The organism is Spiroplasma endosymbiont of Polydrusus cervinus, assembly GCF_964019755.1.
Classification (GTDB): domain Bacteria; phylum Bacillota_I; class Bacilli_A; order Mycoplasmatales; family Mycoplasmataceae; genus Spiroplasma.
In genome coordinates this window covers 920935-932858 of sequence record NZ_OZ026469.1, presented here as the reverse complement: position 1 = coordinate 932858, position 11924 = coordinate 920935, and the positions used below count along the sequence as shown (strand labels likewise).

12 protein-coding genes and 2 pseudogenes are annotated in these 11924 nt (G+C 28.9%); 3 read left to right on the top strand and 11 right to left on the bottom strand.

Annotated features, from left to right (window positions below):
• Window positions 1–2: 2 nt before the first annotated feature.
• The 9 genes and pseudogenes from ptsS to AACK78_RS05935 all read right to left on the bottom strand — a co-directional run bounded on the left by ptsS (window position 3) and on the right by AACK78_RS05935 (window position 8727).
• A complete protein-coding gene (ptsS, locus tag AACK78_RS05980; RefSeq protein ID WP_338955060.1) occupies window positions 3–1319 on the bottom strand; it encodes a phosphate ABC transporter substrate-binding protein in 1317 nt (438 codons plus the stop codon).
• A gap of 163 nt (window positions 1320–1482) precedes the next feature.
• Entirely contained in the window at window positions 1483–4449 is a 2967-nt protein-coding gene (locus AACK78_RS05975) for a chromosome segregation protein SMC (protein WP_338955059.1), read from the bottom strand.
• A 118-nt stretch (window positions 4450–4567) separates the two neighbouring features.
• Window positions 4568–5931, bottom strand: a pseudogene (locus AACK78_RS05970) (uracil-xanthine permease family protein).
• Window positions 5932–6109: 178 nt separating this feature from the next.
• Window positions 6110–6256 (bottom strand): hypothetical protein, encoded by a 147-nt coding sequence (locus AACK78_RS05965; protein WP_338955058.1) that lies wholly within the window; start codon window positions 6254–6256, stop codon window positions 6110–6112.
• A 55-nt stretch (window positions 6257–6311) separates the two neighbouring features.
• Window positions 6312–6798 (bottom strand): annotated as a pseudogene (locus AACK78_RS07735) (GMP synthase (glutamine-hydrolyzing)); the annotation flags it as partial.
• Between the two features lie 134 nt (window positions 6799–6932).
• The gene (locus AACK78_RS05950; RefSeq protein WP_338955055.1) at window positions 6933–7067 is read right to left on the bottom strand and encodes a hypothetical protein; all 135 of its coding nucleotides are present in this window, start codon (window positions 7065–7067) and stop codon (window positions 6933–6935) included.
• A gap of 1 nt (window position 7068) precedes the next feature.
• Window positions 7069–7905, bottom strand: a complete 837-nt coding sequence (locus AACK78_RS05945) for a DNA polymerase III subunit delta' (RefSeq protein ID WP_338955054.1) — start codon at window positions 7903–7905, stop codon at window positions 7069–7071.
• On the bottom strand, window positions 7898–8542 hold the full coding sequence (gene tmk, locus AACK78_RS05940; protein WP_338955052.1) for a dTMP kinase: 645 nt from the start codon (window positions 8540–8542) through the stop codon (window positions 7898–7900). The genes AACK78_RS05945 and tmk overlap by 8 nt, the downstream gene beginning before the upstream one ends.
• Window positions 8543–8559: 17 nt before the next feature.
• Window positions 8560–8727, bottom strand: a complete 168-nt coding sequence (locus AACK78_RS05935) for a hypothetical protein (protein WP_338955051.1) — start codon at window positions 8725–8727, stop codon at window positions 8560–8562.
• Window positions 8728–8922: 195 nt separating this feature from the next.
• Between AACK78_RS05935 and hpt the strand changes: the two genes are divergently transcribed.
• The 3 genes from hpt (at window position 8923) to AACK78_RS05920 (ending at window position 10528) form a co-directional block, all read left to right on the top strand.
• Window positions 8923–9441 (top strand): hypoxanthine phosphoribosyltransferase, encoded by a 519-nt coding sequence (hpt, locus tag AACK78_RS05930; RefSeq protein WP_338956508.1) that lies wholly within the window; start codon window positions 8923–8925, stop codon window positions 9439–9441.
• Window positions 9434–9613, top strand: coding sequence for a hypothetical protein (locus AACK78_RS05925; RefSeq protein ID WP_338955050.1), 180 nt, complete (start codon window positions 9434–9436; stop codon window positions 9611–9613). Before hpt ends, AACK78_RS05925 begins: the two co-directional genes overlap by 8 nt.
• A 765-nt stretch (window positions 9614–10378) precedes the next feature.
• Window positions 10379–10528 carry a hypothetical protein gene (locus tag AACK78_RS05920; RefSeq protein WP_338955048.1) on the top strand — a complete coding sequence of 50 codons (150 nt, stop codon included), beginning with the start codon at window positions 10379–10381 and terminating at the stop codon, window positions 10526–10528.
• A 408-nt stretch (window positions 10529–10936) separates the two neighbouring features.
• On the opposite strand, the gene AACK78_RS05915 is transcribed toward AACK78_RS05920, so the two are convergent.
• Both AACK78_RS05915 and AACK78_RS05910 read right to left on the bottom strand, forming a co-directional pair.
• On the bottom strand, window positions 10937–11188 hold the full coding sequence (locus AACK78_RS05915) for a hypothetical protein (RefSeq protein ID WP_338955047.1): 252 nt from the start codon (window positions 11186–11188) through the stop codon (window positions 10937–10939).
• 164 nt (window positions 11189–11352) lie between these two features.
• Window positions 11353–11679, bottom strand: a complete 327-nt coding sequence (locus AACK78_RS05910; RefSeq protein WP_338955046.1) for an OB-fold nucleic acid binding domain-containing protein — start codon at window positions 11677–11679, stop codon at window positions 11353–11355.
• Window positions 11680–11924 lie beyond the last annotated feature (245 nt).

The window sequence follows — 11924 nt, the reverse complement described above, 5'->3', positions numbered from 1 at the left end:
TATTAATTCTCCATTCCATTATATTCATATCCACAATATAACTGATATTTTTCAGGAAATCTTTCGACAATAATATCTCAAAGACTTTTATAATCTGGATTAAAATTTCAAGGTACTTTTTCATCATCAATTTTTTGCCCACTTTTAGCAAAATTTTTATTATTATTGTACTTTCGGAATAAAATATCATCAAATGTTAATGGTTCTTCCCCTTCTTTTATATATCAATATGCGGTATCATGTTCCGTTAATTTAAATGTTGGAACATAGTATGGATTATTATCACCATTCCGTAATTTTGGTTTTGTTTTTGAATACGGCAATGGATCTAACATTCAAGCAATAAAAGCTAAGACTCTACCAAATTGATTGCCTTGATAATTAATAATTCCAGTAAAAGGTCTTGTTAACGAATAAGCAGGATTAAATTCATAATTATTATCAATAATTTGATACGGTAGTTCTGGTTTTGTTGTTTTATTACCAATAATACTAGCAATTGCTTTTTTTCCTAAATTTTTATTATTAATGATTTCACGAATATATGAAAAAGAAATATAACCAATTGAACCTGGAACTGTTGCAATTGCTTGGTACATTGAACCATTTGATGATACAACTTGGTTTGTCTCGTAGTTTTTGCTTTGAATTACTTTTGATTCAAAGAAATCTCTTGTTCCACTACCAGATTCACGAGTTAAAGTATAGAATTTATTTTTCTTACCAGTAGAACAAACTAATTGCTCGCCAAAAACATCTTGTCAAGTAAAATTGTGGTTAGTATAAATTTGATGAATCAATTTTGTTCCTTCTCCACCATCAAAACTTTTAAACTGTAGTGATTCTTGTTCTGGTTTAATTTCACAATCAACTGGTAAATGATAAATCAAAATAATATAATCACGAGCAATAACGAACCGTCCAATCCGTTCATCTTCTCATAATTGTCGAGCATTACCCCGATTATCGCCTCGTTGTGGGCTTGAAGGAATATCTTTTGATAAAAAACCAAAAGCATAACTACGATTTGTAACACTAACCCGCGCAGCAGCACTCCCTAATGAATTATATAAGATATCTTCTTTATGATCACGTTTATATTGTTCCGTAACACTTGCCATTACTTGGGCTATTGATGTACTTCCACCAGCAACAATTACATTACTCGCAGCCGCAATTGTTCAAATAATAATTGATATTACTAAGACTAAAACTAAACAAATTAAAGTAATCATTTTATGGTGACTAATCTCTCCTACTAAACGCTTAAAAAAATTCTTTTTTTCATCAACAACTTTAGTAGATTCGCTTGGCTTCATTCGTTAAGTTTCCTCCTATTGTAATATATGTTTTTACCCTATTCAACTTGTTTACATTAATTGTATCAAAAAAGATAAAAAATCATAAATTCTTAGACTGCACCCAAAAAAGTAAGTAAAGAAAAAAAGTCTTTGCTAAACTTTTTTGGGTGCAGTCTAGTCCTTATGCTTTTTTATCTTCAAGTTTATTTTCAAACTCTTGAATCATTTCCGCTGCCTGTTGTAATTTAATTCCAACAATTTTTGTAACACCTTTCTGTTGCATTGTTGCTCCATATAATACATCACAATGTTCCATTATTCCCACTCGATGCGTAATAACAATAAATTGCGTTGTTTCAACAAAAGTTTGAATATATTTAGCAAAACGTTCAACATTCGCTGGATCTAAGGGTGCTTCAGCTTCATCTAAAATTACTAATGGAATTGGTCGAACTTTTAAAATTGCAAATAAAACTGATAAGGCAACTAATGATTTTTCCCCTCCAGATAATAAATTTAAATTAGTAATGTTCTTCCCGGGTGGAGATACTTTAATATCAACGCCGGTTTCTAATAAATTATCTGGTTCAGTATAAATGATTTTTGCTGTTCCACCACCAAATAATACTTCAAAAGTTGATGGCAAGTTTTCATTAACCTCTTTAATTGTCTTATCAAATTTCTCTTCCATAATGCGGTCCATTTCATCAATTGATTTTAATAAATTTTTAACGGCATCATTGGCATCATTATATTCATTACTCATAAATTGAAAACGATCATTTTCTTCTTTATATTCGGCAATTGCCTCTAAATTAACATTCCCAATTTGTGCTAAGTCACTGCGTAACTGTTTAATTTCATCCCGAATTAAATCTTCATTATCAATAACCTTCAGCTCTAATGTTTTAGCATGGTCATATGTCATTTGATATTCTTCTGTTAACCTTGTTAAATTTTGTTGAATTTTAACATTAATAATTGATAAATCAGTATTAATTTTACTAATTTGGTCTTGTAAAGCAGAGATATAATAATGTTTCTCTCCAATCTGATTATTAAGATCATTAATCATCAACGATTGTTTATCTTTTAAACTGCGAGCAACATTTAATTGTTGTTCAATTTTAGTTTTTAGAAGCTCTTTTTGTTTGATTTGATCCACAATATTAAGGACTGCTTCATTTTCTTCAATTTTTGTTTCATCAATATTTTTTGATGTTAACAATTGGTATTCATTCTGTAATTTCATTTGATCATGCATGATAATTTCAATTTGGCGTTTACCAGCCCCAATTGAAGCTTGATTTTCGGCAATAACTTCGTTAATCTCATCTAATTGACGGCAAAGAAGGCTTGATTGTTTTATAACATGATGTTGTTCTTCTGTTCTCATTGCTATTTTTTCATTAAGAATGTTAAGTTCTTTTTCTGGATTAATAATTGTCATTCTTGTTCGCCGTGACCCCCCCGTAACAGCTCCTTGCGGACGCACTATTTCACCATCTAACGTTACAATATTATAACGATACTTTGTTAATTTTCCAATTTCTTGGGCACTATCAAAATCAACACAAATCAAATAACGACTTAAAAGATAATCAATGGCAACCTGGAACTCTTTCTTCGCTTTAACTAAATTATTTCCTAATCCTAAATATCCCCGCACTGATTTAATAACAAATTCTTCATCACTGCTAAGATAACGAGGAGTAATTACATCTAAGGGAATAAAAGTTGCCCGGCCAGCCCGGTTTTGTTTTAAATATGAAATTGCTCGTTTCGCACTATCAACATTTTTAACTAAAATATCTTGTAAACGACCACTTAAAGCAGTTACAATTGCTTGTTCATATTTTTCATCAACATTAATAATATCTTGAACTAATACCATAATTCCAGGTAAAACGTTTTTATTATTAACAATATTTTTAACCCCTTCATGTAAATTATCTTGGTTCTCAAAATTATGTTGGGCACGTTCTAATTCACTTTCTAAGCGAATAACTATTTTATTAATTGCCCCTAATTGTTCATTCAATCCGGCCTGTTTGGTATTAAAAGCTTCGCGTTGCATACGATACTCTTGTTGTTGGGTTTCTAAACTTGTTAATTTCTCTTGTTCATTTTGCAAATTAACTGTCAATTCATTATAGTCATTAACCATATTAGTAATGGTAATATCATTATGCAACATTTTTAACGCGGCCTCTTTATTATCTAATTCAATTTTGTGAACTTTTAAATCACTAATTGCTGAAATTAAAGTTTGAAACTCTTTACTCAAAACATTAATTTTAGTATCCAAATTGAAGTTTTCTTTGTTTAATTCATTATACTCAATTTCTTGATTCTTTAATTTTCGATCAGCTTCTTGTTTTGTACTAACAATTTTTTTCTGTTGTGAACGTAATTCTAATAATTTGTCATTAAAAAAAGTAATATCTTTCACTAAGACAGCTAATTCAATTTGATTTAATTTATCTTTTAAGGTGGTATATTTTAATGCTTTCTCACTTTGTCGTTTTAAACTTGGTAATTTTCGTTCAATTTCATTTAAAATATCTTTTAAACGTGCTAAATTTTCATTTGAACGCTCTAACTTTTTCAAAGTTTCTAATTTACGGAGTTTATACTTTGCTACGCCCGCTGCTTCTTCAAATAAGGCACGACGATCTAATGGCTTTGCCTCCGCAAAAGCATTAATATTTCCTTGGGAAATAATTGCAAGCGATGATTTTGTTAAGCCACTATCCATGGCAAAATCCTGAATATCTTTTAAACGAACACGTTGCTTATTAATAAAATATTCATTTTCACCAGTTCCTCGAAAAACACGACGTATAATTTCAATTTCATCATAATCCATGGCAAAAATTCGTTGGGTATTATCAAAAATCAATTTAACCTCCGCCATATTTAATGGTGGTTTTGTTTCCGAACCATTAAAAATAACATCTTCGCTGTTACTTCCGCGAAGCGATTTAATTGATTGTTCACCTAAACATCAACGAAGAGCATCATTAATATTTGATTTTCCACTTCCATTTGGTCCAACAATTCCAATCATTTCATGATCAAAATTAACTATCAGTGGATAAGCAAATGACTTAAATCCAAATGCTTCCAATTTTTTCAAAAATAACACTAATCTTCACTTCCTTAAATTTCCAAATTAACAAATCAAATTATTCTTTATTAATTATTCTATAAAAGTCCATTATTTGCAACTAAAATCAACAAAATCATTAAAAAGAAGAAATTTCTTACGAATTTCTTCTTTTTTTAATTTCCTTTTTAGGATTATTTTTAATTTTTTTATTGTTTGTTGATTTCCGTTTTTGTTTTTCTTCTTTTCGCGTTTTAATTAATAATTTTAATTTCTCTCATCATTGAAAACCATTATTTTGATGATCTGGTAATAGTAAATTTAAGAAAATCCCGGCAAAAGCCGCTAAGGCTACGCCCGTAAATTGTAAATTACCACTGCCGACATTAAAATTAAAAATTGCGCCTCCTAATCCTAACACTAACATAATCGCTGTGACAAAAACATTTTTCATATTAGTATAATCAATTTGATTATTAATTAACACCCGAATCCCGTTTGTCGCAATTAAACCAAACATAATCATACTAATGCCACCCATTACTGGAGAAGGCAACATTTGAACTAATTGATTAACTGGAGCAATAAATGATAAGCCAATTGCAAACAAAGCAGCTAATCCGGTTACTCAGACCGAAGCAATTCGGGTCATTCCAACAACAGAAGCATTCTCCCCATATGTTGTAGCCCCCCAACGAACCCATCGAAAATAATTGACACTCCATCCGCAATTAATGTTCTATCCATCCCTGGATCTTTTACAAAATTTTTGCTGGTCATTTGCCTCATACTAATATGATCACCAATATGTTCGGCAATTGTAATAATTGCTAAGGGACTAATTGCTAAAATAGCTGGTCCAATATTACTTCCTTTTAAATCTCAAATCTTTTTAAAAGATGGATATCATTGTCATTGACTTGAATCAGTAATTTTTGATGTATCTAAAATTTAATATTCCGATCCAATTGAAAAATGCAGAATTACACACAGTAAGTATCCCGCGACAACACCAATAATAACTGGTACGACTTTTACAAAACCTTTACATTTTAATGCAATAATTGCTGTTACTAAAAAGGTAAAGACAGCAATACCAATGCCAATTCAATGAAAATAAGGCTGTTTTCAAGCCGTTGGATTAAAACCGGCATTATTAATTGCACTTGGGGCAACAGACATTCCAATAATAATGATTAACGGGCCCACAATTACTGCTGGAAGAATTCGTTCTAAAAATTTATTACCAATAAAATACACTAATACACCAAAGGCAATATAAATAACTCCAACCATCGTTACGGCAATAAAAACAGCATCTCCATATAATGGATAGCATACACCCATTGCTCCCATATATGCAAAAGAACTCCCTAAATACATTGGAACTTTTGCGGCAGTAATTGCGATATAAATTAAAGTTCCAACCCCTGAACAAAATAATGCCATTGCAATGTTCATAACTTCAACGCCAGCCGTTTGATTAATAATTAATGGCACTAATACTGTTGAACCAAACATTGCAAAAACATGCTGTAATGATAAGATTGATCATTGTAAAAAAATTTTTGGCCGATCATGTGGCCCTAATAATAATTTAATATTATTGTCAACTAAACCAGTTTGTTCTTTTTCCATAATTTTGTTCCTCCCTCTTTTCTTAAAATTGCATAAAAAAACTAGTTGGTAATATTACAAACTAGTAAATTGCATTATTAATATTAATTATTGTTTTATTTTGTAGAATATTAAAGATATCAAAAAGAATCTTATTTCTTTGTAAACAAATTTTAAATTCTTTCATCAAATCAATAATTTTCATTTTATACCTCAACATTCCTGCCATTAATAATAATATTCCTTTACATTAATGTAAAGGAATGAATAATCTTTTTTTATTTCTATTCTCATTCAATTGTGCCAGGGGGTTTTGATGTAATATCATAAGTAACCCGATTAATTCCATGCACCTCACTGACAATTCGCGATGATACTTTTTCTAATAATTTGAATGGTAATCGACTTCAATTGACTGTCATAAAATCAGTTTTATCAACACTACTACCAACAGCCACCATATAACCATATGTCCGAACATCCCCCATCACCCCAACTGAAAAAATTTGATTAGCACTTTGTAATAAAGCTACTTTTTCAGCCGTAATTTTGCCAATCAATAATGCGAACTGCTAAACCTGGTCCTGGGAAAGGATGTTTATAAACAAATTTATGATTAATTCCTAAGGCTTCACCAGTTCGTCGTACTTCGTCTTTAAATAATTCACGTAATGGTTCAATTAATTGAAATGGTAAATATTTTGGTAATCCTCCAGCATTCTGATGCGATTTAATTGTTGCAGAAGGTCCCTTCACTGATAGTGATTCAATTTACAATTTAATAAAACATTTTCTTCCGCTAATTGTACCGCCTCGTTTTGCAATTCAACCCACATAATTTTTGCTGATGTTAAAGTTGATAAAATTAATGGAATTGTAGCATTATTTAGATTTAGTATCAATATCTAAAATATTTTTACTCGCGTATTTAAGGTTGCAAAACGAGCTAATAAAACAGTATCCAAGGAAAAATTAAACATATCAGTTCGTTGTTTAATTTTAATCCCATCATAATCTAATAAATCATTTAAAATTTCCATTTTACACCTCATTATATCAATCAATCAATCCTTTTTCCAAAATTAATTCCTTATTTAAATTCTCCAATAATAAATTAGCCGTAGCATAGCAAATCTCAATTAACTTACTATTTTTACGATTTAATTTTTCAATTAAAGTTTGATCAGTAATTTGATATTTATTTCATTCTTTCTTTTTGAGAACATTAGCAATTGCTAAAAAATATTTGCGACATTCAGCATTATCATAACTATTTAACTGGCGAAGATGAATAAAGTTATTTGCTGCATTATTTTCAAAATTTTTAAAAAAAGTTTGAATAAAATTATTTTTAAAATCATCAACTTCTTCGGAATTAGTACTATTCTCTAAAATTATATTTAAACAGCGGGATTTAATCGTCTCAATTACTTTTGTCTTATTAGTTGTTAACAAAAAAGCATAAGTATTTTGACTAGGTTCTTCTAAGAATTTTAATAAGGAATTCGCTGCTTCTAAAGTTAATAAATCAACCCCCTTAATAACATATACTTTAATACCCGTTTCTTCTAAAGCTGAATAATTAAAGGTTTGAATAATTTCTTGAATTGCTTCTTTTTTGATTGTTGTTTCAAAATCACCTTTAATTTTTAAATCATAATAAGTTTGATTATTAACGCGTTGACAAATATCGCATTGATAATTCTGAACTTTTTTTTCTGAACATAATAAAAATTTAATAATTTCTGTTGCAAATGTTGCTAATTTAACCTTATTATTGCAAGAAATTAAAAGTTGATTTGATAAATTGTTTTTTAAAATTAAATTTTTAAATAAGGTAACTTTTTCATCATCATTTTTTGTAAATAAATTATCCATTTGCTTTGTCCTTTATTTTTTGAATAATCTCCTCAACATAATAATATACTTGTTCTAATACTTCACTTACCGTTTTATGAGCATCAACAACTTTAATTCGGTCAGCATTTTCACTAATTAAAACTTGGTACCCTTCATATACTTTCTCATGAAACGAATTCTTTTCTAAATCAAGGCGATTCATTTCACCTTCATTTCTAACCTTCATTCTTTCATTTGCCATTGTTGGTTCAATATCAAAAAAAAGTGTTAAATCGGGTTTTATTGCCCCTAAAACAATTGATTGAACTTCATCTAATGTGCGAATTCCTAATCCCCGCGCATATCCTTGATAGGCTGAAATTGAATCCATAAAGCGATCACAAATGACAATTGCTCCTTCTTTTAAAGCTGGTAAAATATCTTCTACAACATGTTGTCTTCGCGCAGCTATATATAGTAAAGCTTCTGTCCAAAGATCCATTCCTAAGTTATGTTTACTTAAAATAACACTTCTAATTTGTTCAGCAATTTCATTGCCTCCCGGCTCGCGTGTTAAAACAACTTGGTATCCTTCTGACCGTAATTTTTCTTTTAATAATTTTGAAATTGTTGTTTTTCCAGAACCATCAACTCCTTCCAATGTTATAAATAGCATCACTACACTCCCTATTCTTAAACATCTTTACGTCCTTCTAGTGCTTGTTTTAAAGTTACCTCGTCAATGTAATCTAAGGAACCACCAATTGGGATTTTGTATACTGTAAAACTAAATCATAAAAAGTTAATAAAATTATAACAAATTAAAAATAAAAAACAATAATCACAAAAAATATTGGGCAATATTTTTTGTGATTATTGTTTTTTATTTTTAATTTGTTATAATTTTATTAACTTTTTATGATTTAGTTTTACAGTATACAAAATCGTTGTATTTATTTTAAATCATGCTATTATCAATTTAATAAGAGATACAAATTTGGAGCTTGTATCTACACGATGCCTTTTTATTTGTAAAGGAGATTAACAATTGTGCAAATGGACAAATTAGAATTATATCTATCAGAGGATAAGATTCAACAAGAAATTAGCATTTATGCAGAAAAAATAAATAAGTTATACGCAGGGAAAAAATTATATTGTATTGGTTTATTAAACGGCGCCTTATTTTTTATGAGTGATTTATTAAAACAACTTAAAATGAAAATTGTGATTGATACAATGAGTGTTTCAAGTTATTTAAAAACACAGTCGAAAAATAAGGTTACGGTTCATAAAGATATCTCAAAAGATATTACTTGCCAAGATGTGTTATTAATTGAAGATTTAATTGATACTGGTAACACCTTATCGGTTGTAATTGACCAAATTCAAGCAAAAAAACCAAATAGTTTACGTGTAGTTTGTTTAGCAGATAAGGGTGCAATGCATACAGAATTTAAGCATTCTTATGATGCATTATTTTCAGTTCCGAATGAGTTTCTTGTTGGATATGGATTTGATTATGATGATCAGTTTCGACAATTACCAGATGTATATATATGGAGAGGTGAGTAAATGAAAACAACTGTATACTGTAAAAGGGGCTACTAATCCTGAACAAAAGCGTAAAATTATTGGTAGTTTATTTATTGAAATTTTTAATGAAGAAGTAGGGAAAATACAAAATGTTAAATGGTTAGGGCAAGGAACAATTTATCCTGATGTTGTATACTGTAAAACTAAATAAAAAGTGATAGTAAGAAAAAAGTTAAGTTTTTATAAAAATTATAAATAACATAATTAGAGATAAAATTAATTAATCGTTAGATAGTATCTTTCACACTTAATAAAATAGGTTTTTTCTGAAAAATTCCATCCTTTCTTTTCTTAAAAATTTTTAAGTAGTTGTTTTACTTAGTTATTAGTTAATTGTTAAATATATTACTAAAAAATACATTTAATAAACAAATAATTAAAAAAAGATGATGAGATAAAAAATAATAAAGATACTATCTAACGATTAATTCAAAATTCAATCTTTAAAACTTAATATTTTGATATTTTGATGCTTAAAGATGAATAACTCATCTATGGCGCGAAGCCTTAAAGAAAGTATGAAAGCGATTGGATTTTACTCCTATTTATTTCTTTAATTCTCGGCAAGATTAATCCCTTATGAAATGTCAGAGTGCGTGTTTTTTGCTTGTTTTCATAATAAGATTGCTGTTAAACCGAAAAAAACAATAGGGTTCGAACTCCAAAAGGTTATTTTCTTTATATAAAGTTGTGTAGGAATGGATGAAGCGTAATTAATAACTGGGTAAACTGTTTTTGGGGGGGTAAACTCTGTCTAAATATAAAGTTTTAGTATCGCCACCATTCACCACCGAAGTCAGGTGGGTGGAGAAGTAAGCTAATTAAATAAAAATATAAATATTTCTTACTAAATATCAAAATATTAACCAACAAAGGTATTTTCTTTTTATTTAAAAAAATAAAGGAGAAAAATATTATGAAAGAATATAAAAGTAAATATATTAATAAAATTTGAAATGAAATAACAATATCATTTGATTGAGTTAATTGTCAACCTATTAATTGTCTTATTTCTCATCATAAAAAGCATTATGATTTAGTTTTACAGTATACAGTTTTTGGTTAATTTTAAAAAGCACTCATTGATATAACACTGACATTTGTTAATTAGCGTTGATTTATTTTGTACTTTAATTTTTAACTCCTTTTAACAGAGTTCTTTTAAAGACACTCGGAAAACACCCTTATAAATAGTAAGATTTCTAAATTTTTTTATTGTGGAGTACTCACCCTTTAGCTATTGCAAGTTAAAGATTTATCCCCAAACCATGATATGATAACTCTTTTATATTGCCTAAAAGAATTGCCTTTATTGTGTAGTAGCGGTACAGTCACCCCTATATTGTTTATCCTCGCTTGCTTGGTTTTACGATATTCCAAGTAGGAGAGTTTTATTCGGTTGGTTTTGCTGTTATTTTTTTAAACTAAGCAAGGTTAACGACAATTTACAGGGCATTAAAAGAAACAGCAGCTTTTAATGCAATATTTGGAATCAACGTCTGATAACGGTCAAAAGCAATTTTTGTGCCCCATACCGCTCCGCTGTCGAATAAATGCTTTCAAAAATTTCTTGTGTTGGGCAATATCATTTGAAACGTAAAATAATTTTAGGATCAACAACACCATTTTCCTCTGTTAAAAGCTTTTGGGTCAAACTCATTGCTGCTTTATAATTTAATGTTGCATCCTTTTTTGCTAATATTTTAATTAAGTATGTTTTCTCCATAAATTTATTATCATCCTTTTGCTTCTATTTAGCGATATTATAACATTTTTGATTAAAAAAGTCTTGTTAACAAAATAAAAGACGATTAAATTCCTTTTCCATAAACAAAGAAAAAACCCTTGTTAAAGGGTTTTTATTATTTTACTTTAAAATTAAAGAATGAATTAATTAGTAAAAGCAAAATCACGAACACTATAACGAGTTTTACCAGTGAAATCATTGAAATTATTTTTATAAGTAATAGTAATTGCTTTAAATTTTTCAAGATCAAATTCAGCATTTAATCTTTCTGCTAAATCATTTCATACTACGCATTGCACTTCTTCACCATTATCTAAAACTCAAAATTCACATAAATCTCTTGTTTGTCCATCTTTACTAGTAACTGTTTTTAATTGTGGTTGTTTTGATGCTAGTAAGAATTTTACATCGTTAATAAACTGTTCATCTTTTTTATTAAATTTGTTGTGTTGTGGTCTATTATTATACATCCTTGCCGCCCTCCTTTCTTATTCAAATGAATACTTAAATCATACTTTAAATTTTAACTGAAAAAAAAGGAAGATTTATTAGATTGTCATATGAACAACAATATTATATCACTAAAATATTTTTTAAAAACGATTATTTTAGAAAAGGTTACTATTTTTCTACATTATTTAGCAACCTCTAGACTGCACCCAAAAAAGTAAGTAAAGAAAAAAAGTCTTTGCTAAACTTTAGAGGAGGTGCATTT